Origin of the sequence: Paraburkholderia youngii, assembly GCF_013366925.1 — a bacterium.
Lineage (GTDB): Bacteria > Pseudomonadota > Gammaproteobacteria > Burkholderiales > Burkholderiaceae > Paraburkholderia > Paraburkholderia youngii.
Map to the genome: position 1 here is coordinate 6,144,415 of NZ_JAALDK010000001.1, position 26,127 is coordinate 6,170,541.

23 protein-coding genes are annotated in these 26,127 nt (G+C 64.8%); 18 read left to right on the forward strand and 5 right to left on the reverse strand.

What is annotated here, in order from left to right:
• Window positions 1-3: 3 nt before the first annotated feature.
• The 10 genes from aceK to bioB all read left to right on the forward strand — a co-directional run bounded on the left by aceK (window position 4) and on the right by bioB (window position 12,237).
• Complete coding sequence (gene aceK / locus G5S42_RS28030; RefSeq protein ID WP_176109711.1) at window positions 4-1,821, forward strand: bifunctional isocitrate dehydrogenase kinase/phosphatase; 1,818 nt, start codon at window positions 4-6, stop codon at window positions 1,819-1,821.
• 72 nt (window positions 1,822-1,893) lie between these two features.
• On the forward strand, window positions 1,894-3,102 hold the full coding sequence (locus tag G5S42_RS28035; RefSeq protein ID WP_176109712.1) for an acetyl-CoA C-acetyltransferase: 1,209 nt from the start codon (window positions 1,894-1,896) through the stop codon (window positions 3,100-3,102).
• 27 nt (window positions 3,103-3,129) lie between these two features.
• A complete protein-coding gene (locus tag G5S42_RS28040; RefSeq protein WP_176109713.1) occupies window positions 3,130-3,807 on the forward strand; it encodes an SDR family oxidoreductase in 678 nt (225 codons plus the stop codon).
• A 33-nt stretch (window positions 3,808-3,840) separates the two neighbouring features.
• On the forward strand, window positions 3,841-4,971 hold the full coding sequence (locus tag G5S42_RS28045; protein ID WP_176109714.1) for an acyl-CoA dehydrogenase family protein: 1,131 nt from the start codon (window positions 3,841-3,843) through the stop codon (window positions 4,969-4,971).
• A 7-nt stretch (window positions 4,972-4,978) separates the two neighbouring features.
• Window positions 4,979-5,434, forward strand: coding sequence for a YchJ family protein (locus tag G5S42_RS28050; protein WP_176109715.1), 456 nt, complete (start codon window positions 4,979-4,981; stop codon window positions 5,432-5,434).
• Between the two features lie 611 nt (window positions 5,435-6,045).
• Window positions 6,046-7,353, forward strand: coding sequence for a dienelactone hydrolase family protein (locus tag G5S42_RS28055; protein WP_176109716.1), 1,308 nt, complete (start codon window positions 6,046-6,048; stop codon window positions 7,351-7,353).
• Window positions 7,354-7,801: 448 nt separating this feature from the next.
• The gene (gene bioA, locus G5S42_RS28060; protein ID WP_176109717.1) at window positions 7,802-9,163 is read left to right on the forward strand and encodes an adenosylmethionine--8-amino-7-oxononanoate transaminase; all 1,362 of its coding nucleotides are present in this window, start codon (window positions 7,802-7,804) and stop codon (window positions 9,161-9,163) included.
• On the forward strand, window positions 9,163-10,347 hold the full coding sequence (gene bioF, locus G5S42_RS28065; RefSeq protein WP_176109718.1) for an 8-amino-7-oxononanoate synthase: 1,185 nt from the start codon (window positions 9,163-9,165) through the stop codon (window positions 10,345-10,347). The genes bioA and bioF overlap by 1 nt, the downstream gene beginning before the upstream one ends.
• Window positions 10,344-11,084 carry a dethiobiotin synthase gene (bioD, locus tag G5S42_RS28070; RefSeq protein ID WP_176109719.1) on the forward strand — a complete coding sequence of 247 codons (741 nt, stop codon included), beginning with the start codon at window positions 10,344-10,346 and terminating at the stop codon, window positions 11,082-11,084. The genes bioF and bioD overlap by 4 nt, the downstream gene beginning before the upstream one ends.
• Window positions 11,085-11,136: 52 nt before the next feature.
• A complete protein-coding gene (gene bioB / locus G5S42_RS28075) occupies window positions 11,137-12,237 on the forward strand; it encodes a biotin synthase BioB (protein ID WP_176109720.1) in 1,101 nt (366 codons plus the stop codon).
• A 107-nt stretch (window positions 12,238-12,344) separates the two neighbouring features.
• On the opposite strand, the gene G5S42_RS28080 is transcribed toward bioB, so the two are convergent.
• Entirely contained in the window at window positions 12,345-13,382 is a 1,038-nt protein-coding gene (locus G5S42_RS28080) for a sulfate ABC transporter substrate-binding protein (protein WP_176109721.1), read from the reverse strand.
• A 102-nt stretch (window positions 13,383-13,484) separates the two neighbouring features.
• Entirely contained in the window at window positions 13,485-14,087 is a 603-nt protein-coding gene (locus G5S42_RS28085; protein WP_176109722.1) for an RBBP9/YdeN family alpha/beta hydrolase, read from the reverse strand.
• 316 nt (window positions 14,088-14,403) lie between these two features.
• On the opposite strand from G5S42_RS28085, the gene G5S42_RS28090 reads away from it, so the two are divergent.
• The 6 genes from G5S42_RS28090 to G5S42_RS28115 all read left to right on the forward strand — a co-directional run bounded on the left by G5S42_RS28090 (window position 14,404) and on the right by G5S42_RS28115 (window position 18,581).
• A complete protein-coding gene (locus tag G5S42_RS28090) occupies window positions 14,404-15,345 on the forward strand; it encodes a 2-hydroxyacid dehydrogenase (protein WP_176109723.1) in 942 nt (313 codons plus the stop codon).
• A gap of 117 nt (window positions 15,346-15,462) precedes the next feature.
• Window positions 15,463-16,389 (forward strand): hydroxymethylglutaryl-CoA lyase, encoded by a 927-nt coding sequence (locus G5S42_RS28095; RefSeq protein ID WP_176109724.1) that lies wholly within the window; start codon window positions 15,463-15,465, stop codon window positions 16,387-16,389.
• 35 nt (window positions 16,390-16,424) lie between these two features.
• Entirely contained in the window at window positions 16,425-16,946 is a 522-nt protein-coding gene (locus tag G5S42_RS28100) for a YbaK/EbsC family protein (RefSeq protein WP_176109725.1), read from the forward strand.
• 5 nt (window positions 16,947-16,951) lie between these two features.
• Window positions 16,952-17,197, forward strand: coding sequence for a DUF1289 domain-containing protein (locus G5S42_RS28105; protein WP_176109726.1), 246 nt, complete (start codon window positions 16,952-16,954; stop codon window positions 17,195-17,197).
• Window positions 17,194-17,667: a MaoC family dehydratase gene (locus G5S42_RS28110; RefSeq protein ID WP_176109727.1), complete on the forward strand. Its 474-nt coding sequence runs from the start codon at window positions 17,194-17,196 to the stop codon at window positions 17,665-17,667. Before G5S42_RS28105 ends, G5S42_RS28110 begins: the two co-directional genes overlap by 4 nt.
• Entirely contained in the window at window positions 17,664-18,581 is a 918-nt protein-coding gene (locus G5S42_RS28115) for an MBL fold metallo-hydrolase (RefSeq protein WP_176109728.1), read from the forward strand. The genes G5S42_RS28110 and G5S42_RS28115 overlap by 4 nt, the downstream gene beginning before the upstream one ends.
• Before the next feature lie 298 nt (window positions 18,582-18,879).
• Here the strand turns inward: G5S42_RS28115 and G5S42_RS28120 are convergent, their stop codons facing one another.
• Entirely contained in the window at window positions 18,880-19,818 is a 939-nt protein-coding gene (locus tag G5S42_RS28120) for a DMT family transporter (protein ID WP_176109729.1), read from the reverse strand.
• A gap of 113 nt (window positions 19,819-19,931) precedes the next feature.
• Here G5S42_RS28120 and G5S42_RS28125 point away from each other — a divergent pair, with 113 nt between their 5' ends.
• Window positions 19,932-20,402 carry an Lrp/AsnC family transcriptional regulator gene (locus tag G5S42_RS28125; RefSeq protein ID WP_176109730.1) on the forward strand — a complete coding sequence of 157 codons (471 nt, stop codon included), beginning with the start codon at window positions 19,932-19,934 and terminating at the stop codon, window positions 20,400-20,402.
• Between the two features lie 38 nt (window positions 20,403-20,440).
• On the opposite strand, the gene G5S42_RS28130 is transcribed toward G5S42_RS28125, so the two are convergent.
• Entirely contained in the window at window positions 20,441-21,331 is an 891-nt protein-coding gene (locus G5S42_RS28130; RefSeq protein ID WP_176109731.1) for an alpha/beta fold hydrolase, read from the reverse strand.
• Between the two features lie 315 nt (window positions 21,332-21,646).
• Between G5S42_RS28130 and G5S42_RS28135 the strand changes: the two genes are divergently transcribed.
• Window positions 21,647-22,606 carry an NAD(P)H-dependent flavin oxidoreductase gene (locus G5S42_RS28135; RefSeq protein ID WP_176109732.1) on the forward strand — a complete coding sequence of 320 codons (960 nt, stop codon included), beginning with the start codon at window positions 21,647-21,649 and terminating at the stop codon, window positions 22,604-22,606.
• Window positions 22,607-22,645: 39 nt separating this feature from the next.
• Here G5S42_RS28135 and icmF read toward each other — a convergent pair whose 3' ends face one another.
• Window positions 22,646-26,038, reverse strand: coding sequence for a fused isobutyryl-CoA mutase/GTPase IcmF (gene icmF, locus G5S42_RS28140; protein ID WP_176109733.1), 3,393 nt, complete (start codon window positions 26,036-26,038; stop codon window positions 22,646-22,648).
• Window positions 26,039-26,127 lie beyond the last annotated feature (89 nt).

The window sequence follows — 26,127 nt, forward strand, 5'->3', positions numbered from 1 at the left end:
GTGATGAATCACTTCCCCAAACTGTTATCGTCGCAAATCGGTTTCGACGTCGCGCAGACGATGCTCGAAGGGTTCGACCGTCACTACCGGATCTTTCGCGACGCGGCGATCCATGCGAAGACGCTGTTCGAAGCCGGCGACTGGCACGGCCTGCAAAGGCTCGCGCGCGACCGCATCGCGTCGTACGACGATCGCGTGCAGGAATGCGTGCACCTGCTCGAAGACGAGTACGACGCGGAGAACATCGACAGCGAAGTGTGGCAGCAGATCAAGCTGCACTACATTGGTCTTCTGACCACGCACCGTCAGCCCGAGTGCGCGGAAACCTTTTTTAATTCGGTTTCCTGCAAGATCCTGCACCGCTCGTACTTCAACAACGATTTCATTTTCGTGCGCCCGGCGATTTCGACCGAATACATCGAGAACGACGAACCGGCCGCGAAGCCGACCTATCGCGCGTATTACCCCGGCACGGACGGACTTGCCGCAACGCTGGAACGGGTCGTCACGAACTTCCAGCTCGACCCGCCGTTCGAGGATCTGACGCGCGACGTCGCCTGTGTGGTGCAGTCGATTCGCGAAGCGTTCGGCGTGTTCGACGAGTCGCCGAATTTTCAGATTCATGTGCTGTCGTCACTGTTCTATCGCAACAAGGCTGCGTACATCGTCGGGCGCATCATCAACGGCGACGCGCTGCTGCCGTTCGCGGTGCCGCTGCGTCACGTGAAACCGGGCGTGCTCGCACTGGACACCGTGCTGCTCAAGCGCGAGCAGTTGCTGATCATCTTCAGCTTCTCGCATTCGTATTTTCTGGTCGACATGGAAGTGCCGTCCGCGTATGTCGAATTTCTGCGCACGGTGATGCCGGCCAAGCCGAAGGCGGAGATCTATACGTCGGTGGGCCTGCAGAAGCAGGGCAAGAATCTGTTCTATCGCGATCTGCTGCATCACCTCAAGCATTCGAGCGACCGCTTCATCGTCGCGCCCGGCATCAAGGGGCTCGTGATGCTGGTGTTCACGTTGCCGTCGTTCCCCTACGTGTTCAAGCTGATCAAGGATAACTTTCCGCCGCCGAAGGAAACCACGCGAGCGCAGATCCAGCAGAAGTATCTGCTCGTCAAACGTCACGACCGGCTCGGCCGCATGGCCGACACGCTCGAATATTCGAGCGTCGCGCTGCCGCTTGCGCGGCTCGACGAAACGCTGTTGCGCGAACTCGAGAAGGAAGTGCCGTCGCTGATCGAATACGACGGCGACAACCTCGTGATTCGCCACATGTACATCGAGCGACGCATGATCCCGCTGAATCTGTTCCTGCAGAACGGCAACGACGACGACATCGAGCACGGCATCAAGGAATACGGCAACGCGGTGAAGGAACTGATCCAGGCGAACATCTTCCCCGGCGACATGCTGTACAAGAACTTCGGCGTGACGCGCCACGGCCGTGTCGTGTTCTACGACTACGACGAGATCGAGTACCTGACCGACTGCAACGTGCGCGCGGTGCCGGCGCCGCGCAACGAGGAAGACGAAATGTCGGACGAGCCGTGGTACCCGGTCGGTCCGCACGATATTTTCCCGGAGACGTACGGCACCTTCCTGCTCGGCGATCCACGCGTGCGCCGCTCGTTCATGCGGCATCACGCGGATCTCTTCGAGCCCGAACTGTGGCAGCGATACAAGGATTTTCTCTTGAAGGGCGAGTTGCCCGATTTTTTCCCGTACGACCAGAGCGTGCGCTTCTGCGTGCGTTATCCGGAGCGGTTCGCCGAAACAACCGATGCAGAGGCGAACGAGCCGAATGTGCGCGTGGCTTGATGAATCTCACGAGGGTTCACAGCAGGCCGCGCGCGGCGGTAGCCATCCAAGCTATGACCAAGGAGCTCAAACATGAGTGACGCAATTCAAAGTGGTATCCATGCCGATCCGATCGTGATCGTCAGCGCGGCGCGCACGCCGATGGCCGGCTTTCAGGGCGACTTCGCGTCGCTGACTGCGCCACAACTCGGCGCGGTCGCGATCAAGGCGGCCGTCGAGCGCGCGGGTCTGAAGCCCGAGCAGATCGACGAAGCGGTGATGGGCTGCGTGCTGCCCGCCGGCCTCGGCCAGGCGCCCGCGCGCCAGGCCGCGCTCGGCGCGGGTCTGCCGCTCGCCACCGGCTGCACGACGGTGAACAAGATGTGCGGCTCCGGCATGCGCGCGGCGATGTTCGCGCACGACATGCTGGCCGCGGGCTCGCTCGACGTGATCGTCGCGGGCGGCATGGAAAGCATGACGAACGCGCCGTATCTGTTGCCGAAGGCGCGCGGCGGCATGCGCATGGGCCACGGCCAAGTGCTCGACCACATGTTCTACGACGGCCTCGAAGACGCGTACGACAAAGGCCGTCTGATGGGCACGTTCGCCGAGGAATGCGCGGCGTCGTTCGACTTCACGCGCGAGGCGCAGGACGCGTTCGCGGTCGAGTCGCTGAACCGCGCGAAACGCGCGAACGAGGACGGCTCGTTCGACTGGGAAATCGCGCCTGTTACGGTGGCGGCCCGCAAAGGCGACGTCACGATCGCGCGCGACGAGCAGCCGTTCAAGGCCAATCTCGACAAGATCCCCACGCTGAAGCCAGCGTTCAGCAAGACCGGCACCGTGACGGCGGCGAACTCGTCGTCGATCTCGGACGGCGCGGCCGCGCTGGTGATGATGCGCGAGTCGACCGCGAAGCGGCTCGGCGTCGCGCCGCTCGCACGCGTCGTCGGTCATTCGACGTTCGCGCAGGAGCCCGCGAAGTTCACGACCGCGCCGGTCGGCGCGATGCGCAAGCTGTTCGGGAAGAACGGCTGGCGCGCCGGCGACGTCGATCTCTACGAGATCAACGAAGCGTTCGCGGTCGTCACGATGGCCGCGATGAGAGAGCACGATTTGCCGCACGACAAGGTCAACGTGAACGGCGGAGCATGCGCGCTAGGGCATCCGATCGGCGCCTCGGGCGCGCGCATTCTGGTTACGCTCATCGGCGCGCTGAAGAATCGCGGTCTGAAGCGCGGCGTCGCGTCGCTGTGCATCGGCGGCGGCGAGGCGACCGCGATGGGTATCGAACTGATCTGAAGCGTTGACCAAACTTCGAGGAATACGATGAAAACAGTGTTGATCGTCGGTGCGTCTCGTGGCATCGGCCAGGAATTCGTGCGGCAGTACAAAAAGAGCGGCTGGCGCGTGCTCGCGACCGCGCGCGACGGCGCCGCGCTCGACGCGCTCAACGAGCTCGGTGCCGAAACCTTCATGCTCGACGTCACCGCCCCCGAAGAGATCGCGGCGCTCGGCTGGAAGCTCGACGGCGAACGGCTCGACGTCGCGATCGTGGTGTCGGGCGTGTACGGTCCGCGCACCGAAGGGATCGAGACGATCACCGCCGAGGACTTCGATCACGTGATGCACACGAACGTGCGCGGCCCGATGCAGTTGCTGCCGATCCTGCTGCCGCTCGTCGAGGAAACGGACGGCGTGCTCGCGGTGATTTCGAGCCGCATGGGCAGCATCGCCGATGCGAGCGGCACGACGGGCTGGCTGTATCGCACCAGCAAGGCGGCGCTGAACGCCGTGCTGAAGCTCGCGTCGCTCGACGCGCAACGCGCGACCTGCGTGTCGCTGCATCCCGGCTGGGTGCGCACCGACATGGGTGGCGCGCAGGCCGCGCTCGATCCGGCGCGCAGCGTCGCGGGCATGCGCGAGGTGCTGGCGCAGGCGGCGGCATCGCGCGACGCGTTCCACGGCCGCTTCGTTCAGCACGACGGTACGCAGCTCGACTGGTAGACAACCGGGTTGCATCGGATCGGAGACACACTCATGGTGCTTGACCAGGATCACCTGATGGTGCGCGACGCGCTGCGCACCTTCGTGCGCGAAGCGATCACGCCGTACGCGGCGCAATGGGATCGCGAGCGCACCTTTCCGCGCGACGTGCACCGGCAGCTCGCCGAACTCGGCGCCTATGGCGTGCTGGTGCCCGACGCGTATGGCGGCGCCGGCATGGACGCGCTCGCGCTCGCGCTGATCCTCGAAGAAATCGCGGCTGGCGACGGCGGCACGTCGACCGCGATCTCGGTGAACAACTGCCCCGTGTGCAGCATCCTGCTCACCTATGGCAACGACGCGCAGAAGCGCGACTGGCTCACGCCGCTCGCGCGCGGCGAGATGCTCGGCGCGTTCTGCCTGACCGAGCCGCAAGCGGGCTCGGATGCGTCGGCGCTGCGCACTACCGCGACGCGCGATGGCGACGCGTACGTGCTGAACGGCGTCAAGCAGTTCATTACGAGCGGCAAGAACGGCGACGTCGCGATCGTAATGGCCGTCACCGACAAGACCGCCGGCAAACGCGGCATCAGCGCGTTCATTGTGCCCACCAGCACGCCGGGCTACGTAGTCGCGCGTGTCGAAGACAAGCTCGGCCAGCATTCGTCAGACACCGCGCAGATCGTGTTCGAGGACTGCCGTGTGCCGGCGGCGAACCTGATTGGCGCGGAAGGCGAAGGCTACCGGATCGCATTGTCAGGGCTCGAAGGCGGGCGCATCGGCATCGCTGCGCAAAGCGTCGGCATGGCGCGCGCCGCGTTCGAAGCGGCGCTGACTTACGCAAAAGAACGCGAGAGCTTCGGCGCGCCGCTGTTCTCGCACCAGGCGGTGCAGTTCCGTCTGGCCGACATGGCCACGCAACTCGAAGCCGCGCGTCAATTGATCTGGCACGCTGCGTCGCTGAAGGACGCGGGCCGACCGTGCCTGACCGAAGCCGCGATGGCAAAACTGTTCGCTTCCGAAGCGGCCGAGCGCATCTGCTCGGCCGCGTTGCAGATTCACGGCGGCTACGGTTATCTGAGCGACTTCCCGGTCGAGCGGATTTACCGTGACGTGCGCGTGTGCCAGATTTACGAAGGCACGAGCGATATCCAGAAGATCCTGATCGCTCGCGCGCTCAACTGAAATTTCAATGAATAAGCCATTGTTGTCACTGCAAAGACCTGTCGACTGTCCATGCGGCGGCGCCGCGCCCGCCGCACGCGGAGGCACCCCGACCAAGGCCCCGCGTTTCGCACAATGCTGCGGCCGCTATATCGACGGCGGCGAAGCGGCGCCGCACGCGCTCGAACTGATGCGCTCGCGCTATAGCGCGTACGTGCTCGGTGCAACCGACTACCTGCGCGCGACGTGGGACCCCAGCACCCGCCCCGCCGATCTCGACGTCGATCCCACCGCACCCGACGCGCCTCGTTGGCTCGGACTGCAGATCAAAGCGTTCGCCGAAAGCGATGCCGATCACGCGACCGTCGAATTCATCGCCCGCTACAAAGTGGGGGGACGTGCGCATCGGCTGCATGAATTGAGCCGCTTCCTGCGTGGCGATGATGGTCGCTGGCGTTATGTAGACGGAGACGTCAATGAGTAACAGGGCTGATTAAGTGATCGCTGCATAACGCGTCGAGGCTTTCTCATGCCTGCCTCTCGCTCTCGACAAAATTCATAAAAGCCCTCGGATCGGGCTTTTTTTCGTTCCACGCGCGCAGGCTCCTTCGTTGGCCTCACGCCACAGCACGTACACGACCTTTATTCGCCGCTTCCCGCCACATGTCCCCGGCCCATGCCTGGCAAGGCTTTGAGGCCTTATTCGCAGACGCAGCAATTTTTTCGTCGCGGGTTCTCCTTGATTGCACAAAACAAAATTGTCGTGCCAGGATGAGTCCGTAGTTTCATGACGTCACATTGCGAGAGCGGGTCACACCAGTTCCGCAACATGCAAAGGAAGCCTGACCGGCCGCTGATCGAAAGCGCGCCGCGCGGGCTCCGGAGCACCGAGTGACGCTCATCCTCGGCGCGTGGGGTCGCGTCGGCCGTTGGGTTCATCCCGTGCGATCTCGATTTGCGTGCGTGCGCTTTGCGCACTACGCACGCGAGTGAGTCTGTTTGTGTCGAAAACGCGAACGAAAGCTGAACGTCAGCAGCGTTTTTGGCCACCGGACAGCACGGAGTTCAGGACAGGTCTTTCAAGCAGGTGCGTCAATGGTGTTGAGCAAGGTTCTGACGAAGTGTGCGGCGATCTGCGCCGCGGCCACGTGTGCGGTCACGATCGCGCACGCCGATCCGCTCGCTTACTCTTCACCTTCGGCACACAACGCGACACCGACCAGCGACACCCAGGGACCGCTGTCGCGCGCCCGTGTGCCGCGCCTCGCGCTCGACGACGACGTCTACCTGCCCACCGCTCACCTGAACGAGAAGATCATCCGCGTGCCGGTCGACGCCGCCGGCACTGTCACGCTCGAAACCACGATCTACAAGCCGGACGGCCGCGGCCCGTTCCCGATGATCGTGTTCAACCACGGCAAGATTCCGGGCGATCCGCGCACACAGGAACGCAGCGACCCGCTGCCGTTTGCGCGCGAATTCGTGCGCCGCGGCTACGTGGTCGTCGCGCCGAACCGCCAGGGCTTCGGCCACTCTGACGGCGTGTACGAGCAGGACGGCTGCGACGTCCAACGCAATGGCCTCGGCCAGGCCGGCGACGTCGCCGCGACGATCGATTACATGTCGAAGCAGCCTTATGTCGACGCGACGCACATCGTGGTGGCCGGCACCTCGCATGGCGGTCTCGCGACGATTGCGTACGGCACCGAAGCGGCGCCCGGCGTGCGCGCGCTGATCAATTTCTCGGGCGGCCTGCGCCAGGACTCCTGCGAGGACTGGCAAGGCAATCTGACGCGCGCATTCGGCGCGTACGGCGAGAAGACCACGGTGCCGTCGCTGTGGCTCTATGGCGATAACGATTCGGTGTGGAACGCGCCGCTCGTCGCCGGCATGTACGCCGCGTATGGCGCGCATGGCGCGAGCGTGAAGATGGTCGACTTCGGCAAGTACAAGAACGACGCGCATCGGCTGGTCGGTGACCGCGACGGCGTGCGCGTATGGTGGCCGGCCGTCGAAGCGTTCCTCGCGCGCGCCGGCATGCCGACGGCCGTGCAGTATCACGTCGCCGATCCGGCCGCGCCGCAGGCAACCGGCTTCGCTGCGCTCGACGCCGTCGACGCGGTGCCGTACCTCGACAACGAGGGCCGCAATGGCTATCGCAACTTCCTGCATCAGTATCCGAGCCGCGCATTCGCGGTGTCGGATTCGGGCGCGTGGTCGTGGGCCGAGGGCGGCGACGATCCGATGTCGGTGGCGGTGGCGAATTGCCAGAAGCAGAGCTCCGATCCGTGCCGGCTGTATGCAGTCGATAACTCGGTCGTGTGGGGCAATCAGAGCTCGCAGACGGCGGATGCGGGTGATGCCGATGCGAATGGCCGGAAAGCGATTGCGAGCCGGGAGTGAAGTACGCATCGCATCTGGATTCGAGTTCGGTTCCGACGTGTCGAAGGCCTGCTGATTCAGCAGGCCTTTTTGCATTCGGGCCGCCGTTGCACGATGACCGCAACGAGCGTTCGTGCCGCGCGCCCTGCGAAAACCACCTCTTCACCACAAATTCTCGCCAGTAACAGCCCATTACTTTGACGTCGCTATCTCCGTCGATTAGCGAGCTTCAATCCCGAAGTCGAACGAGCTGCATCGAACAGCGGCAAACCTCGACGCCAGCGCGAAAAACACGCGTTTCGCGGCTGATGCGCGCGACGAAATAAACCGCTAATCTCGACCCCGCGCACTCGCCAAGGCTCGTTCCTCGCGAGCGGAATAGGTCTGCGGAAAACGCGGAAACGCCTTTCAAAAAGGCGTGAGACCGACCTCACGCGTGCGTGGCATAAAAGCACCTCGGAGTACCTCTTTGGAAAATTCAGCAGCCCCCCGGGTCGCCCCTGAAGATTGGGTCGCCCGCAGCCTTCGCGCGGTATGGCATCCGTGCACGCAGATGAAGCATCACGAACGTCTGCCGCTGATCCCCGTCGCGCGCGGTCAAGGCGCATGGCTATACGATCGCGCGGGTCATCGCTATCTCGACGCGATCAGTTCGTGGTGGGTCAATCTGTTCGGTCACGCGAACCCGCGCATCAACGCGGCGCTGAAAGAGCAGCTCGATACGCTCGAACACGCGATGCTCGCCGGCTGCACGCATGAACCCGCCGTCGAACTCGCCGAACGTCTGCACGCGTTGACCGGCAACACGCTCGGCCACGCGTTCTTCGCGTCGGATGGCGCGTCGGCGGTCGAGATCGCGCTGAAGATGAGCTTTCATAGCTGGCGCAACCGGGGCTACGCGGACAAGCAGGAATTCGTCTGCCTTGCCAACAGCTACCACGGCGAGACGATCGGCGCGCTCGGCGTGACCGACGTCGCGCTGTTCAAGGACGCGTACGATCCGCTGATTCGTCACGCGCACGTCGTCGCGTCGCCCGATGCACGGCTCGCGCAAGCGGGCGAAACCGCCGCCGACGTCGCGCGCCGCGCGCTCGACAACGTGCGCGCGCTGTTCGAGGCGCGCGCGAACCGCATCGCCGCGCTGATCGTCGAGCCGCTCGTGCAGTGCGCGGCCGGCATGGCGATGCACGACGCGTCGTACGTCGCCGGATTGCGCGCGCTGTGCGACCAGTACGGCGTGCATCTGATCGCCGACGAAATCGCGGTCGGCTGCGGCCGCACCGGCACGTTCTTCGCATGCGAGCAGGCAGGCGTGTGGCCCGACTTCCTGTGTCTGTCGAAAGGCATCAGCGGCGGCTATCTGCCGCTGTCGATCGTGCTGTCGCGCGACGAGATCTTCGCAGCCTTCTATCACGACGACACCGCACGCGGCTTCCTGCATTCGCACTCGTACACCGGCAATCCGCTCGCGTGCCGCGCCGCGCTCGCAACGCTCGATCTGTTCGCGAGCGACGACGTGCTCGCCACCAACGCCCGCAAATCGGCGACGCTCGAGGCCGCGCTCGCACCGCTCGCCGAGCACGCGCAGGTGCGCAATCTGCGTCAGCGCGGCACGATCTTCGCGTTCGATGCGGTGCTCGACGATTCGCAGCGAGCCAAAACATTCTCGCGCCGCTTCTTCGAAAACGCGCTCCAACGCGAGCTACTGTTGCGCCCGATCGGCACCACCGTATACCTGATGCCACCGTACATTCTCGGCGACGAAGAACTCGCGCTGCTCGCCGCGCGCACACGCGACACCTTCGACGCCACGCTCGCGGAGGCCCGCTGATGCATCTGCTCGACACACTCGCCGAAGGCCTGAAGGAAATCGACGCGCGCGGCCTGCGCCGCCGCCGCCGCACCTCGGACACACCCTGCGCCGCGCACATGACGGTCGACGGCCGTGAAATGATCGGCTTCGCGAGCAACGACTACCTGGGCCTCGCCGCGCATCCGCAGTTGATCGAGGCGATCGCCGAAGGCGCGCGGCTGTATGGCGCGGGCAGCGGCGGCTCGCATCTGCTCGGCGGTCATTCGCGCGCGCATGCGCGGTTGGAGGACGATCTCGCGGCATTCGCGGGCAGCTTCGTCGACGATGCCCGCGCGTTGTATTTCAGCACCGGCTATATGGCGAATCTCGCGACACTGACCGCGCTCGCGGGCCGCGGCACGACGCTGTTCTCCGATGCGCTCAATCACGCATCGCTGATCGACGGTGCGCGGCTGTCGCGCGCCGATGTGCAGATCTATCCGCACTGCGACATGGATGCGTTGAGCGCGATGCTCGAAGCGTCTGAGGCGGACGTCAAGGTGATCGTCTCCGACACGGTGTTCAGCATGGACGGCGACATCGCGCCGCTGCCGCGTTTGCTCGAACTAGCGGAGCGGCACGGCGCGTGGCTGATTGTCGACGACGCACACGGCTTCGGCGTGCTCGGCCCGCAGGGCCGCGGCGCGATCGCGCAAGCCGCGCTGCGCTCGCCGCATCTGATCTCGATCGGCACGCTCGGCAAGGCGGCGGGCGTTTCCGGCGCCTTCGTGGTCGCGCACGCGACCGTGATCGAATGGCTCGTGCAGCGCGCGCGTCCGTATATCTTCACGACCGCGTCGGTGCCGGCGGCCGCGCATGCGGTGTCGGCGAGCCTGCGCATCATCGGCGGCGATGAAGGCGATGCGCGCCGCGCGCATCTGCAGCAACTGATCGAGCGCACACGCGCGATGCTGAAGGCGACGCCGTGGCTGCCCGTCGATTCGCATACGGCCGTTCAACCGCTGATCATCGGCGCGAACGATGCGACGCTCGAGATCGCCGCATCGCTCGATCGCGCAGGGCTGTGGGTGCCCGCGATCCGTCCGCCGACCGTGCCGACCGGCACGTCGCGCCTGCGCATCTCGCTGTCGGCCGCGCACTCGCATGCGGATCTCGACCGGCTCGAAGCCGCGCTGCAACAAGTCGGAGCGCGCGCCGCATGAGCAACCCGAATAACGATGGCGGCGCACTGTCGCTGTTCGTCACCGGCACCGACACGGAGATCGGCAAGACCTTCGTGTCGTCGGCGCTATTGCGCGGCTTCGTGCGCGAAGGTCTGCAAGCGGCCGCGATGAAGCCGATCGCGGCGGGCGCGTTCGAAGTGAACGGTGTGCTGCACAACGAAGACGCGGACCAACTCGATGCCGCGTCGAGCGTGCTGCTGCCGCCCGCGATGCGCACGCCATATCTGCTGAAGGAACCGGCTGCGCCGCACATCGCTGCGGCGCTGGAAAACGTCTCGTTCGATGTCGATCACATCGTCGCGTGCCATCGCGAGGCGCTGAAGCTCGCCGAGGTCGTCGTGGTCGAAGGTGTCGGCGGCTTTCGCGTGCCGTTGACCGCGACGCAGGACACCGCCGATCTCGCCGTCGCGCTGAAGCTGCCGGTGGTGCTGGTGGTCGGCATGCGGCTCGGCTGCATCAGCCATGCGCTGCTGAGCGCCGAAGCAATCGCCGCGCGCGGTCTCACGCTCGCGGGCTGGGTCGCGAATCGCATCGACCCGGATATGAGCTTCGCCGACGAAAACATCGCGTCGATTCGCACGCATCTCGCGCAAGCATACGACGCGCCGCTGCTCGGTATCGTGCCGCATATCAGCCCGCTGTCCCCAGAACTTGCGGCCGAACAGCTCGATATTCGACGGCTTCTGCAAACGCTGCGCCAATTGCGCGCGACATAGCGCTGCCCAGCAGCGCCGAACCCCATTTCATCCGTACACGAGGATCGATCACATGACACAACTGAATATCGCAACGGGCAGCGCCGACACGAGCGCCGCCAACGGCAATTCGACGGGCGCCGCCACTGAAGCGAAGCCGCTCGCGCGCTGGCGCGTCGCGGATATCGTCGCGTTGTACGAATTGCCGTTCAACGACCTGCTGTTTCGCGCGCAGCAAACGCATCGCGAGCATTTCGACGCGAATGCGGTGCAACTGTCGACGCTGCTGTCGATCAAGACCGGCGGCTGCGAAGAGGATTGCGCGTACTGTCCGCAGTCGGTGCATCACGACACCGGTCTCGCGGCCGACAAGCTGATGCCGGTCGACGAAGTGCTCGCCGCAGCGAAACTCGCAAAGGACAACGGCGCGACGCGCTTCTGCATGGGCGCCGCGTGGCGCAATCCGAAGGATCGCCACCTCGAGCCGATCAAGGACATGATCCGCGGCGTGAAGGCGATGGGCCTCGAAACCTGCGTGACCCTCGGCATGCTCGAAACGCACCAGGCACAGGCGCTGCGTGATGCGGGCCTCGACTACTACAACCACAACCTCGATACGTCGCCGGAGTTCTACGGCCAGATCATTTCGACGCGCACCTATCAGGATCGGCTCGACACGCTCGAACGCGTGCGCGACGCGGGCATCAACGTGTGCTGCGGCGGCATCGTCGGCATGGGCGAATCGCGCCGCGAACGCGCGGGGCTGATCGCGCAGCTCGCAAACATGGAGCCGTATCCGGAATCGGTGCCGATCAACAATCTGGTGCAGGTGCAAGGCACGCCGCTGACCGGCACCGAACCGATCGACCCGTTCGAATTCGTGCGCACGATCGCGGTTGCGCGCATCACGATGCCGCGCGCGATGGTGCGTCTATCGGCTGGCCGCGAACAGATGGACGAGGCGTTGCAGGCGATGTGCTTCCTCGCGGGCGCGAATTCGATCTTTTACGGCGATCAGTTGCTGACCACGAGCAACCCGCAGGCGGAAGCGGACCGCAAGCTGCTCGCGCGTCTGGGCATTCGCGCTGAGGCTGCGCTGCAAATGCCAGTTGAGCAGAGTGAGTGCGAGCGAGGATGTGCGCATGGGCATGGGGATCACGGCGCGGCGAATTGAGTCGCGGAGTCGCTGCATCGGTAACTCGCATGCGCCAAGCGTGCGGAAATAAAAAAGGCTGCCTCATTTTGTGAGGCAGCCTTTTCTTTTGACGAAAAGCCCGACGCTCACTTCCGATCAACAATAATCTGATCGAACGTCCCCCCGTCGGAGAAGTGCGTGTCCTGCGCCTTCTGCCAACTGCCGAACATCTGCTCGACCGTGAAGGTCTTGATCGGCTTGAACTCGGCCGCATGCTTCGCGAAGACGTTCTTGTCGCGCGGACGCAGATGATGCTGCGCGATGATCTCCTGCGCGGCCGGCGACCACAGATAGTCGAGGTATGCCTGCGCTTGCTTGCGCGTGCCACGCTTGTCGACGACCTTATCGACGATCGACACCGGCGGCGCCGCGAGCAAACTCAGCGACGGATACACCGCTTCATAGCCGCCCGCGCCGACACCCGTATCGATCAGCGAGACTTCGTTCTCGAACGTGACGAGCACATCGCCGATACCGCGCTGCGTGAACGTCGTCGTCGCTCCTCGGCCGCCGGTATCGAGCACCGGCACGTTGCGGAAGATCGCCTTCACGAAGTCGAGCGCCTGCGCGTCGGTGCCGCCCTGCTGCTTGCGATAACCCCACGCGGCGAGATACGTATAACGTCCGTTGCCCGAGGTCTTCGGATTCGCGATCACCGCCTGGACGCCGGGCTTCGCGAGGTCGTCCCAGTCCTTGATGTGCTTCGGGTTGCCCTTGCGCACGAGGAACACCATCGTAGTCGTGTAGGGTGCGCTATCGTCCGGCAGACGCGCGCGCCAGTTGGCGGGGACCAGGTGGCCCTTTTCGGCGAGCAGGTCGATGTCGTTCGGTTGATTCATCGTCACCACGTCGGCCTGCAACCCCTGCAACACCGACAGTGCCTGCGCGCTCGACGCGCCGTGCGACTGCCGCACCGACACCGTCTCACCGCTCTTCTGCTTGTAATCCGCGATGAAGCCCGCGTTGATGTCCTTGTACAGCTCGCGCGTCACGTCGTACGACACGTTCAGCAGCGACGTATCAGCGCGCGCTGTCGTGACGCCGCCGAACGCGAGCGCAACTAGTGTGATGCCTGCCGTCACGACCACTGTGAGCCGGCGTGATGTCCCCGTGTTGCCCTTCATTGTTTCCCCGTCTGTCGATGATCAAAACCTGTAGCCGCGCATACGCGGCATGACGCGGGATTCTAACGGATTGCTTACCTGGCGCGCGCCGCAGCGGGGTGCTCACACGAGCGCATGCTGCACCGTATCGATCGCCTCCTCGCGAAAGCGCAGCGGCGCCGCGCAGTGCACGAGCGTATCGACGAAGTACTTCGCACGCGGCCAAGGACCGAAGCCCGCCGCCGTGTTGATATGCCCCGCATCGCCGAGATTGACGAACGCGCTGCCGAAACGCTGCGCGAGATTGCGCGCGTCGGCAAGCGTCATCCACGGATCGGTTTCGCTGCCGATCAGGATCGACGGCACGCCCAGACGTCGCGCGTCGAACGGTCCCGCGGATTCGAACTTGCGCGGACTCGCGGGCGCGACGAACAGCACGCCGACCACGTCGCTGGCGAGTGCGCCCTGCTGCAACGCATGCGCAGTCGCAAGGCAGCCGAAGCTGTGCGCGGCCAGCACGAACGGACCGCGTTCGCGCGCGAGCAGATCGCGCAACGACTTTGCCCATAGCGCGAGATCGGGCGCGTCCCAGTTGGCCTGCTCGACCCGCAACGAGCGCGCGAACTGCCGCTCCAGCCAGGTTTGCCAATGCGCGCCTTCGCTGCCGTGCAGGCCGGGAACGGTGACGAGCCGTGGCGGCCAGCTCGATCGGGTGCATGAAAGCATGTGCGTGCCTCGCTGCGCAGGGAATCCGGGCAATCATTGTCCCGCTCGGTCGCGCGTCGATGAACCAAGATTTTGTGCTTTCGTTATGGGGCAAACGAAGAAATGCGCCGGTGCGAGCGGGCTCGACGCCCGCGACTACACGCATCCCGAAGCGCACGCCCGTGCGCAGACGCGCGCGATTTGCGTCGAAAAAGTAGAATGAAGCCTATTTCATAACGGGAGGAGACCCGATGCCGCTCGCGTCGCCCCATCGCCGAGGCGCGCTGACAGTCCGCCCCGCTGATGCGCAGATCGACGCCGCCGCAATCGGTACCGCATGAAAATACTCTTCTACGCCCCGCACACCGAAGCCGCCGCCTGGCTGCACGACTTCGCGCGCGCTTTGCCCGCGGCCGAGCTGCGCGAATGGCAGCCCGGCGACAACGCGCCAGCCGATTTCGCGGTGGTCTGGCGTCCGCCGCGCGAGATGCTGGCCGGCCGCACGACGCTGCGCGCGATCTTCAATCTCGGCGCGGGCGTCGATGCGATTCTCGCGCTCGAACGCGCGCACCCCGGCACGTTGCCGCCCGAAGTGCCGCTGATTCGCCTCGAAGATACCGGCATGGGCGCGCAGATGGCCGAGTATGTGACGCATGCGGTGCTGCGCTATCTGCGCCGCTTCGACGAATACCAGATGCTGCAGGGCGAGCGCCGCTGGAAAGTGCTCGAGCCGCATCCGCGCGCAACGTTCACGGTGGGCGTGCTCGGTCTCGGCGTGCTCGGCACGCAGGTCGCGCAAATGCTCGCGTCGTTCGGCCTGCCGGTGCGCGGCTATAGCCGCAGCGCGAAGCGGATCGACGGCATCGCGACGTTCGCCGGCGACGTGCAGTTCGATCGCTTCCTCGACGGCGCGAAGGTGCTCGTCAATCTGCTGCCGCATACACCCGACACGGAAAGCGTGCTGAATGCGCGAGTCTTCGCGAAGCTCGCGCGCGGCGCATATCTGATCAACGTCGCGCGCGGCGCGCATCTGGTCGAAACGGATCTGCTCGCCGCGCTCGCGAGCGGCCAGCTCGCCGCCGCGACGCTCGACGTGTTCCGCGAGGAACCGCTGCCCGCCAATCATCCGTTCTGGCGCGAGCCGCGCATCACGATCACGCCGCATACGTCGGCGCTGACATTGCGCGAGGACAGCGTCGCGCAGGTCGCGGACAAGATCGGCGCGATGATGCGCGGTGAGCAGGTGAGCGGAATAGTGCAGGTGGAGCGCGGCTACTAGGTGAATTCCCACGCCCGCGCGCGTCGCAGGCGCGCGGGCTGAACTGAATCACAGCAATGCGGCAGCACCCATCGTGGATGGGACTGCGGTAAAACCGCATCGGATCGGAGACACATCATGGCCTTACCGCAACAAGTGAAAATCGTCGAAGTGGGCCCGCGCGACGGGCTGCAGAACGAGAAGGAATTCGTGCCGACCGCGACCAAGATACAACTGATCAACCGGCTGTCGGCGGCGGGTTTTCGCAACGTCGAAGCGGCGTCGTTCGTGTCGCCGAAATGGGTGCCGCAGATGGCCGACGGCGCTGACGTGATGGCTGGCATCGAGCGCCGCGCCGGCACCATCTACTCGGTTCTGACGCCGAACCTGCGCGGCTTCGAAGGCGCGCTCGCCGCGCGCGCCGACGAGATCGTGATCTTCGGCGCGGCGAGCGAGGCGTTCTCGCAGAAGAACATCAACTGCAGCATCGCCGAGAGCATCGAGCGCTTCGCGCCGGTTGCCGCAGCGGCGAAAGAACATGGCCTGCGGATTCGCGGCAGCGTGTCGTGCGCGCTCGGCTGTCCGTATCAGGGTGAGGTGCCGGTCGCGTCGGTCATCGACGTCGTCAAGCGCTTCGCGGCGCTCGGCTGCGACGAGATCGATATCGCCGACACGATCGGCGTGGGCACGCCGAAGCGCACCCGCGAAGTGTTCGAGGCGGTGACCGAAGTGTTTCCGCGCGAGCATCTGTCGGGACACTTCCACGACACCTACGGCCAGGCGCTTGCGAACATTTACGCTGCGCTGCTCGAAGGCATCGAGATTTTTCATGCATCGGTCGCGGGGCTCGGCGGTTGCCCGTACGCGAAGGGCGCGACCGGCAACGTCGCGACCGAAGACGTGTTGTACCTGATGAACGGCCTCGGCATCGAGACCGGCATCGACCTCGCCCAGGTGGTCGAGATCGGCGACTTCATTTCGAACGCGATCGGCCGGACCAACATGTCGCGCGCCGGCAAAGCGCTGCTCGCGAAGGCGCGCAGCGAAGCGAATACCTGCGTATAAACGCTCCATCCATTTTTGAATCAGGATTTCCAACGATGAACGACCTCGCGTCCTTCGACTCCGACGATCTCGCCGCGCTGCCCGACTCGGCACGCCGCGTCGCGCTGCTGCTGCGCGAACGCGGTCACGCGGGGCGAATCGTGATGCTGCCGGAAACCGGCAAGACTTCCGCCGAAGCGGCCGCTGGACTTGGCTGCGCGGTCGCGCAGATCGCGAAGTCGATCCTGTTCCGGCGCCGCGAAGACGACGCCCCGGTGCTCGTGATCGCGAGCGGCGCGAATCGCGTCGACGAAAAGAAGGTGGCCGCGCAGGTCGGCGAGATCGGCCGCGCGGACGCGAAGTTCGTGCGTGAAAAAACCGGCTATGCGATCGGTGGCGTGTGCCCGGTCGGCCATGCGACCGAGCCGGTCACGCTGATCGATGCCGATCTGCTCGAGCTGGAGAGCCTGTGGGCGGCCGCTGGTCATCCGCACGCAGTGTTCAATCTGACCGCGCAGGAGCTGATCGCGCTGACGGGCGCGCCGGTCGTCGATGTCGCGTTGCGCGAGACGGCCTGAACACGATGGCGAGCAGTAAGCCTTACGAACAAAAAGCCGGCGACGTCTGCGTGCCGTCGCCGTGCATCAACGTATGCAGGATGGATGCGTCGACCGGCTGGTGCGAAGGATGCCTGCGCACGATGGACGAAATCGCCGGCTGGTCGACGTTCGACGACGACGATAAGCGCGCGGTATGGGACGCGATCGAAGCGCGCCACGCGGAGTTCATTGCTGGCCGCACCGCATCGACGGCGAAGGAGAAGCAATGAAAGCCGCGCCGCGCGTCGTCACGCTCGGTGAGACGTTCAGTTCGACGGTAGAGTTGTCGGTGGAGTCGATCAAATCGTTCGCAACGCTCGTTGTCGATCTGAACCCGCTGCATCACGATGAAGCGTATGCCGCGCAAAGCCGCTTTGGCGGGCTGATCGCGTCGGGCACGCAACCCACCGCGTATTTCATGGCGCTGCTCGCCACGCATTTTTCTACTTACGCGCAACCGCTCGGCCTCGAATTCGATATCAAGCTGAAGAAGGCTGTGCAGGCGCACGACACGCTGACGATCACATGGCGTGTGCGCGACGCTCACTGGAAGCCGAGCCTGAGCGGCGACCTGACCTACCTCGAAGGCACCGTGGTCAATCAGCGCGGCGAACTGCTGCTGACGGGCACCTCGACGATCCTCGTGATGCCGAAGCCCGACGCGCTCGAGCACGCGCAATCGAAAACGGCCGCACCATGATCGCGCTGCCCGCATCGATCCAGGTGTTCGAGCGCGGCTGGCTGTCGTCGAACAATGTGCTGCTCGTCGATGAAACCTGCGCGGCGCTCGTCGATACCGGCTATGCGACGCACGCTTCGCAGACGGTCGCGCTGGTGCGCAATGCGTTGCACACGCGGCCGCTCGATCTGATCGTCAACACGCATCTGCATTCGGATCACTGCGGCGGCAACACGCTGTTGCAGGCCACATGGCCGTGTCGCACGTTGATCCCGTCATCCGAAGCCGATGCCGTACGCGACTGGGACGAAACGCGCCTCAGCTTTCGCGCGACCGGTCAAACCTGCGAGCGCTTCGGTTTTTCCGGCACGCTCGCACGCGGCGCGCGCTTGCGGCTCGGCGCACTCGACTGGCAGGTGCTCGGCGCACCGGGCCACGATCCGCATTCGTTGATGCTTTATTGCGCGGACGAACGCTTGCTGATCAGCGCGGACGCGCTATGGGAAAACGGCTTCGGCGTGATCTTTCCCGAACTTGAAGGCGAAAGCGGCTTTGCCGAGCAGCAGGCCGTGCTCGACATGATCGCGACACTCGACGTGCGCGTGGTCATCCCAGGCCACGGCGCGCCGTTCACGCATGTCGAACCGGCGCTCGACCGCGCGATGTCGCGCGTAGCCTGGTTGCGTGCCGATCCCGCGCGCAACGCGAGGAACGCGCTGAAGGTGCTGATCGTATTCAAGCTGCTCGAAGTTCGCGAGATGAGCGTGGACACGCTTTTGCGCTTGCTCGACGACGCGTCCGTGATGCGCGCCGCCGCGTCGATGCTGAAGCCACGCAGCGAATGGCCAGCGTTGCTAACGGGAATGATCGGGGAACTCGCGGCAAATGGTGGACCGCTCGAAGTGGACGGCACGCGCATTCTCGCGCGGCGTTGAACGTGGGGTTGGCCCGTTCAGCCGGTGCCGTCGAAAGCGCCCCGGAACCAAAACCGTACCTACAAAAAGAAAGCCGCCCGACAAGGCGAGCGGCGGAACATCTGTGTGGACGTGATCAGCGTCGCCACCAATGATACGCGTGTGAATATTCGCAACGCATCAGTGATTTCCCTACAGAAAAATGACACCGCGTTTTACAAATGCATACATATTCTGTCATCAAGCCGCGTTAGGCGTTCGAATGCGCGCGCTTTATTCCGGAATCCCTGGCAATATCCGATCGAGTGTCAAATCGGTATTACGTGGACGATAAGCGCTTCTTTTGCGGCACGATCCGCCACCCGAGATTCACGCCCGCCGCCGCCAGCAGAATCAGCGCGGCGCCCAGCACCTGAATCCATGCGAGTGTCTGTCCGAACGCAATCCGATCGACGATGATCGCGACCACCGGATAGATGAACGACAACGCGCCCGTCATCGACGTTGGCAGCTTCTGAATCGCGCCATACAGCAGCACGTACATGAGACCGGTATGGACGACGCCGAGCACGACCAGTTCGAGCCACTGCACCCCGCTTGCCGGCAACGCGTCGAAGCGCACGAACGGCGCGAGCAACAACACGCCGAGCGACACCTGGATCAGCGCGAGCAGATGCGGCGGCGTGCCCTTCAGCCGCTTCGTGATGATCGACGACACCGCGTACATCGCCGCCGCGCCGACCGCATAGGCGACGCCGACCAGATATTGCCCCGGCACCGCGAGCACGGCCGGCTCGACCTTCACGACGAACACGAGCCCGACGAACGCGACCACGAGCCACGCGATCGTCGACGCGCTGATGCGCTCGCGAAACACCAGCGCACCGAGCCCGACCAGCATGAACGGCTGCGTGTTGTAGACGGCCGTCGCCATTGAAATCGACGCGCGTGAATACGCGGCGAACAGCAGCACCCAGTTCACGACGATCGCCGCGCCGCCGAGTAACGCGAGGCCGAGCATCTTCCACGAAAACAGCTCGCGGCGAAACAGGCCGAGCACCGCGCACACGAGCGCGAGCGTCGCGCCGCCGAAGATGCAGCGGAAAAACACCACGTTAAAGGGGCTTTGCTGCGACGACACGACGAGCCAGCCGATCGTGCCCGACATCAGCATCGCAATACTCATCTCGGCCGCGCCGCGGCGGATGTCGCTGGACGAACTGCTCGAGCTCGTCGCTGAAGCCTTGTTTGAAGCCATGATTCGATCCCGGATTGATGACTGCATAACTGGCAGTGTAATGAATCCACCCACGCGAATACATGGCTAAACTTAAGCGTTACTGCTTTTTCACCTCATAAACGAAGGCCATCATGAGCAAACGCCTTGCATCGATCGCACCGGTCGCACTCGACGACACCGACCGCGCACTGCTCGCCGCGCTCGCGCAGGACGCGCGCCAGCCGGTCAGCGAACTCGCGCGCGTCGTCGGCTTGTCGGCGCCAAGCACGGCCGAACGCGTGCGGCGGCTCGAAGCGCAGCGCGTGATCGAGCGCTTCACCGTGCAGATCGATCCGCGTGCGCTCGGCTTCACGCTGCAGGCGATCGTGCGCGTGAAGCCGCTGCCCGGCCAGTTGCACCTGGTGGAGGAAGTGATCCGGCGCATTCCGGAGTTCGTCGAATGCGACAAGGTGACCGGCGACGACTGTTTCATCTGCCGCCTGTACCTGCATTCGATCGAGCAGCTCGACGAGATCCTGTCGAAAGTGACCGAGCGCGCGGAAACCAGCACCGCGATCGTCAAGTCGACGCCGGTCGCGCGGCGGCTGCCGCCGCTCGGCTGACCAAGGTCGCACCAAGGCCGCGCGAAGCGGCCCGGCGCTTATTTTTCGACCGCCTCGAAAAACGACAGCATCTCGGCGACCAGTTCGTCCGGCGCTTCCTCGGGCAGATAGTGCCCGCACGATAGCGCGCGGCCGCTCACGTCGCGCGCGACATGCCGCCATTCGTCGAGCGCATCGAAGCATTTTTCGACCACGCCCTTGTCGCCCCACAGCACGCGCAGCGGACAGCCGATCTTGTTGCCGCGCTCGATATCCGCGCGATCATGTTCGAGGTCGATGCTCGCCGACGCGCGATAGTCCTCGCACATCGCGTGCACCGCGCCCGGTTGCGCGAGCGCTGCCCGATAGGCGTCGAGCGCGGCGGGGTCGAACGGCGCGAGGCCCGCGTGACGTCCGCCCATCACCGCGTCGACATAGGCGGCCGGATTCGCGCCGATCAACGTTTCGGGCAGCGGCTCGGGCTGGATCAGGAAGAACCAATGGAAGTAGTGCGTCGCGAACGTGCGGTCGGTGGCTTCGTACATCGCGAGCGTCGGCGCGATATCGAGCAGCATCAGACGCTCGACCGCCTCGGCGTGATCGAGCGCCATGCGGTGCGCGACGCGCGCGCCGCGATCGTGCGCGCAGACGAGGAAGCGCTCGAAGCCGAAGTGGCGCATCACCGCGACATGGTCGGCGGCCATCGCGCGTTTCGAATACGGCGTGTGCGTCGCATCGCTCGGTGGTTTGCCCGACGCGCCATAGCCGCGCAGATCGGTTGCGATCACCGTGAAGTGCTGCGCGAGCGGCGCGGCGCAGCGTTCCCAGATCAGATGCGATTGCGGATGGCCATGCAGCAGCAACAGAGGCGGCCCGGCGCCGCCCTTCACTCCGAAAATATCGACATCGCCCACGGGGACACGAAAAGGCGTGAAATTTTCGAAGGCCATGACGTCTCGTTGATCGTTTGAGGTCCGTGCATTGTAGAAGGCCGACAAGTCCGTGCGAGGTGGGATAACCCACGCAGACGTGGAACCTGAATACTCCTTCGAACCGCTTCGGATGGCCCTAACGCGCGGTGGTCGTCCACTTCGCCTATAATCGAACGATCGTTCTTAAATGTTTGTCGCGACTACGGCATGCCGGTTTCGTGCGATTGCCATACGCATTCGCCGCCCGAGACGCCGCAGCCGCGTGCCGCCGCTAAACTCATCTGTCCGCCGGGCGCGCGCCGCATCGGTTGGCCCAATCTGGAGATTCGCACCATGGCACTGCCCGCCGTTCTGCAAAACCTCGCGCTGCCCGTCGTCGCTTCACCGATGTTCATCGTCAGCTATCCCGAACTCGTGCTGGCACAGTGCAAGGCCGGTATCGTCGGCTCGTTTCCAGCCCTCAACGCGCGTCCAGCCGAGCTGCTCGACGAGTGGCTCACGCAGATCCAGGCGCAACTCGCCGAGCACAAGGCCGCGAACCCGGATGCGGTGATCGGCCCGATCGCGGTCAATCAGATCGTTCATCAGTCGAATGCGCGGCTCGAACACGACGTGCGCGTGTGCGTCGAGCACAAGGTGCCGATCTTCATCACCAGCCTGCGCGCGCCGGCACGCGAGATCGTCGATGCGGTGCATAGCTATGGCGGCATCGTGCTGCACGACGTGATCAATCTGCGTCATGCGCAGAAGGCGCTGGAAGCAGGCGTCGACGGCTTGATTCTGGTTGCGTCGGGCGCGGGTGGCCACGCGGGCACCACCTCGCCGTTTGCGCTGGTCGGCGAGGTGCGGCGCATTTTCGACGGCCCGATCGTGCTGTCGGGCTCGATCGCGAACGGCGGCTCGATTCTCGCCGCGCAGGCGATGGGCGCGGACCTCGCGTACATGGGCACGCGCTTCATCGCGACCAAAGAAGCGCATGCCGTTGACAGCTACAAGCAGGCGATCATCAACGCGAAGGCGTCGGACATCATCTACACGAACCTGTTCACCGGCGTGCATGGCAACTACATCCGCGAGAGCATCCAGAACGCGGGGCTCGACCCGGACGCGCTGCCCGAATCGGACAAGACCAAGATGAACTTCGGCAGCGAAAAGGCGAAGGCGTGGAAGGACATCTGGGGCGCAGGCCAGGGCGTCGGCCTGATGGACGACGTGCCGGGCGTCGCCGAACTCGTGCGGCGTCTGAAGAAGGAATACGACGACGCGAAGGCGCGGCTCGGCATCGCGCGCTGAAGGTGTTGAACGGGGGCGGGCCGGGCCGCCCCTCGCGGCCTACATATTCCGACGATACTGCCCGCCCACCTCGAACAGTGCGTGGGTGATCTGCCCAAGCGAACACACGCGCACCACGTCCATCAACACCGCGAACACGTTGCCGTCGTCGATCACCGTGCGCTTCAGGCGTTCGAGCGCCTCAGGCGCGGCGTCGCGGTGGCGCGTCTGGAAATCCCGTAGCCGCCGCAGCTGACTCTGCTTTTCCGCCTCGGTGGAACGCGCCAGCACCAGCGGACGCGGCGCTTCATGCGGATGCGCGCTCACGAACGTGTTCACGCCGACGATCGGATACGAGCCGTCATGTTTGCGATGCTCGTACAGCATCGACTCGTCCTGAATCCGTCCGCGCTGATAACCGGTTTCCATCGCACCGAGCACGCCGCCGCGCTCGGTGAGCCGCTCGAACTCGGCAAGCACCGCTTCCTCGACCAGATCGGTCAGCTCGTCGATCACGAAGCTGCCCTGATTCGGATTCTGGTTCTTCGCCAACCCCCATTCGCGATTGATGATCAGCTGGATCGCGACCGCGCGGCGCACCGATTCCTCGGTCGGCGTCGTGATCGCTTCGTCGAACGCATTGGTGTGCAGCGAATTGCAGTTGTCGTAGATCGCGATCAGCGCCTGCAGCGTCGTGCGGATGTCGTTGAAATCGATCTCCTGTGCGTGCAGGCTGCGGCCCGACGTCTGCACGTGATACTTCAGCTTCTGGCTGCGCTCGTTCGCGCCATAGCGCTCGCGCATCGCGATCGCCCAGATGCGTCGCGCGACGCGGCCGAGCACCGTGTACTCCGGGTCCATGCCGTTCGAGAAGAAGAACGACAGATTCGGCGCGAAGTCGTCGATCGACATGCCGCGCGCGAGATACGCCTCGACGTAGGTGAATCCGTTCGCGAGCGTGTAGGCGAGCTGCGAGATCGGGTTCGCGCCGGCCTCGGCGATGTGATAGCCGGAGATCGACACCGAGTAGAAATTGCGCACGCCGTGTTCGACGAAATACGCCTGAATGTCGCCCATCACCTTCAGGCTGAATTCGGTCGAGAAGATGCAAGTGTTCTGCCCCTGGTCTTCCTTCAGGATGTCGGCTTGCACGGTGCCACGCACGTTTTCGAGCGCCGCACGGCGCGTTGCGGCGAGTTCGGCTTCGGTCAGCGGGCGGCCTTGCTGTTGCTCTTTCAAAGCAAGCTGCTGGTCGATCGCGACGTTGAAGAACATCGCGAGGATCGTCGGCGCGGGGCCGTTGATCGTCATCGACACCGATGTTTCCGGCGAGCACAGGTCGAAGCCGTCGTAGAGCGTCTTCATGTCGTCGAGGGTCGCGACCGACACGCCCGAATTGCCGACCTTGCCGTAGATATCCGGGCGCTCGTGCGGCTCCTCGCCGTACAGCGTTACCGAGTCGAATGCGGTGGATAACCGCTTGGCCGGCATGCCTTCCGACAGCAGCTTGAAGCGGCGATTGGTGCGCTGCGGATCGCCCTCGCCCGCGAACATGCGCGTCGGGTCCTCGTTCTCACGGCGAAACGGAAACACGCCAGCGGTGAACGGGAAATAGCCGGGCAGATTGTCGAGCATCAGCCAGCGCAGGATCTCGCCGTGATCGACGAATTTCGGCAGCGACACTTTGCGGATTTCGGAGCCGGACAGCGTCGTCACGGTCAGAGCGGTGCGGATTTCGCGTTCGCGGATGCGCACCACGTGTTCGTCGCCGGTATAGGCGGCCACCGTTTGCGGCCACGCATCGAGCAGCTTGCGTTCGCGCTCGCCGAGCGCGGTGTTGCGTTGCTCGATCAGCGCGTCGAGCGATGAGGCGTCGTTGCCCGCTTCGCCGAGCATGCGGCGCGTCTCGAAGAGCTGCCAACGCTCGCGCGCGATCTGCGCCTGCGCGTCGGCCCGCTCGCGATAGCCGCGCACCGTCTGCGCGATATCGGCCAGATAGCGCACGCGCGCGGGTGGCACGATCGCGTGCAGGTTGCTCGAAAAGCGCAGACCTTCGGGAGCACTAAGCCGGGCGCCGCCGTCGCGCAGGCCGTGGGTGCGCAGCGCAGCGGCGATGCGCAGGTACAGCGCGGTCACGCCGTCGTCGTTGAAACGCGACGCGATCGTGCCGAACACCGGCATCGCATCGGGCGATGTCGCGAAGTCCGCGCGGTTGCGCTGCACCTGCTTGGCGACATCGCGCAGCGCATCCTGCGCGCCCTTGCGATCGAACTTGTTGATCGCGACGAAGCTCGCGAAGTCGAGCATGTCGATCTTCTCGAGCTGGCTCGCGGCGCCGAACTCCGGCGTCATCACATACAGCGATTCGTCGACGAACTGCACGATCGCCGCATCGCCCTGACCGATCCCCGAGGTCTCGACGACGATCAGATCGAAACCCGCGACCTTACACAGCATCAGCGCGGCGGGCAGAGAGTCGGAGAGTTCGGTCGATGCCTCGCGCGTCGCCATCGAGCGCATATACACACGGGCGTCGCCCCGTGCGCCGCCGCCCCATTCTCCGATCGCGTTCATGCGGATGCGGTCGCCGAGTAGCGCGCCGCCGGACTTGCGGCGCGACGGATCGATCGCGAGCACGGCGATGTTCAGCGTGTCGTCGTAGTCGAGCCGGAAGCGGCGGATCAGCTCGTCGGTCAGCGACGACTTGCCCGCGCCGCCGGTCCCGGTGATGCCGAGCACGGGAACCCGCGTGGTGTGCGCGAGCGTCGATAGCTGGTCGCGTGCGGCGGCGTCGACGGTGTTCGTTTCGAACGCGCTGATCAGTTGCGCGAGGCGGCGGAAGATCGGCGCGGCGGGATCGTCAGGGTACGAGCCGGGGGCAGTGCGGCCGTGTGGAGCATCCGCCTCGACGCAAAGCGGCAATGGACGCGCGGCCAGCTCGGCGACCCATTCGCGCACCGGCGTCGGCCGCGCCGCCTCGGCCGCGCGCGCGCCTTCGACGCAGCGCGCGATCATGTCGTCGATCATGCCTTGCAGGCCGAGCCGCTGACCGTCGTGCGGCGAGTAGATTTTTTCGACGCCGTCGCGTTCCAGCGCGGCAATCTCCTCGGGGACGATCACGCCTCCTCCGCCGCCGAACACCTTGATGCGCTCGCCGCCGCGCGCACGCAGCAACTCGACGAGATAGCGGAAATATTCGTTGTGACCACCCTGGTAGCTCGACACGGCGACGCCGTCGGCGTCCTCGTTGAGCGCGGCGGTCGCGACTTCGGCGACGGAGCGGTTGTGGCCCAGGTGGATCACCTCCACGCCGCTCGCCTGCAGGATGCGCCGCATGATGTTGATCGACGCGTCGTGGCCGTCGAAAAGTGCGGCGGCGGTGACGAAGCGCAGGCGCCGGCCCGCGGGCAGCTCGTGGCTGCCGGCACGCTGCGGCGTGGACAGATCGGTCATGTCTCCCCCAATTCATTTAACTGATGGGTGCTGACAATCAGTATATAGAAACGGGGTAAGACGGCGCCGGGGCGCCGGGCGGCCGATTG

Bases quoted from the DNA above. Each gene is read 5' to 3' on its own strand.
- aceK (WP_176109711.1), top strand. From the start codon at position 4: ATGAATCACTTCCCCAAACTGTTATCGTCGCAAATCGGTTTCGACGTC.
- G5S42_RS28035 (WP_176109712.1), top strand. From the start codon at position 1,894: ATGAGTGACGCAATTCAAAGTGGTATCCATGCCGATCCGATCGTGATC.
- G5S42_RS28040 (WP_176109713.1), top strand. From the start codon at position 3,130: ATGAAAACAGTGTTGATCGTCGGTGCGTCTCGTGGCATCGGCCAGGAA.
- G5S42_RS28045 (WP_176109714.1), top strand. From the start codon at position 3,841: ATGGTGCTTGACCAGGATCACCTGATGGTGCGCGACGCGCTGCGCACC.
- G5S42_RS28050 (WP_176109715.1), top strand. From the start codon at position 4,979: ATGAATAAGCCATTGTTGTCACTGCAAAGACCTGTCGACTGTCCATGC.
- G5S42_RS28055 (WP_176109716.1), top strand. From the start codon at position 6,046: ATGGTGTTGAGCAAGGTTCTGACGAAGTGTGCGGCGATCTGCGCCGCG.
- bioF (WP_176109718.1), top strand. From the start codon at position 9,163: ATGCATCTGCTCGACACACTCGCCGAAGGCCTGAAGGAAATCGACGCG.
- bioD (WP_176109719.1), top strand. From the start codon at position 10,344: ATGAGCAACCCGAATAACGATGGCGGCGCACTGTCGCTGTTCGTCACC.
- bioB (WP_176109720.1), top strand. From the start codon at position 11,137: ATGACACAACTGAATATCGCAACGGGCAGCGCCGACACGAGCGCCGCC.
- G5S42_RS28080 (WP_176109721.1), bottom strand. From the start codon at position 13,382: ATGAAGGGCAACACGGGGACATCACGCCGGCTCACAGTGGTCGTGACG.
- G5S42_RS28085 (WP_176109722.1), bottom strand. From the start codon at position 14,087: ATGCTTTCATGCACCCGATCGAGCTGGCCGCCACGGCTCGTCACCGTT.
- G5S42_RS28090 (WP_176109723.1), top strand. From the start codon at position 14,404: ATGAAAATACTCTTCTACGCCCCGCACACCGAAGCCGCCGCCTGGCTG.
- G5S42_RS28095 (WP_176109724.1), top strand. From the start codon at position 15,463: ATGGCCTTACCGCAACAAGTGAAAATCGTCGAAGTGGGCCCGCGCGAC.
- G5S42_RS28100 (WP_176109725.1), top strand. From the start codon at position 16,425: ATGAACGACCTCGCGTCCTTCGACTCCGACGATCTCGCCGCGCTGCCC.
- G5S42_RS28105 (WP_176109726.1), top strand. From the start codon at position 16,952: ATGGCGAGCAGTAAGCCTTACGAACAAAAAGCCGGCGACGTCTGCGTG.
- G5S42_RS28110 (WP_176109727.1), top strand. From the start codon at position 17,194: ATGAAAGCCGCGCCGCGCGTCGTCACGCTCGGTGAGACGTTCAGTTCG.
- G5S42_RS28115 (WP_176109728.1), top strand. From the start codon at position 17,664: ATGATCGCGCTGCCCGCATCGATCCAGGTGTTCGAGCGCGGCTGGCTG.
- G5S42_RS28120 (WP_176109729.1), bottom strand. From the start codon at position 19,818: ATGGCTTCAAACAAGGCTTCAGCGACGAGCTCGAGCAGTTCGTCCAGC.
- G5S42_RS28125 (WP_176109730.1), top strand. From the start codon at position 19,932: ATGAGCAAACGCCTTGCATCGATCGCACCGGTCGCACTCGACGACACC.
- G5S42_RS28130 (WP_176109731.1), bottom strand. From the start codon at position 21,331: ATGGCCTTCGAAAATTTCACGCCTTTTCGTGTCCCCGTGGGCGATGTC.
- G5S42_RS28135 (WP_176109732.1), top strand. From the start codon at position 21,647: ATGGCACTGCCCGCCGTTCTGCAAAACCTCGCGCTGCCCGTCGTCGCT.
- icmF (WP_176109733.1), bottom strand. From the start codon at position 26,038: ATGACCGATCTGTCCACGCCGCAGCGTGCCGGCAGCCACGAGCTGCCC.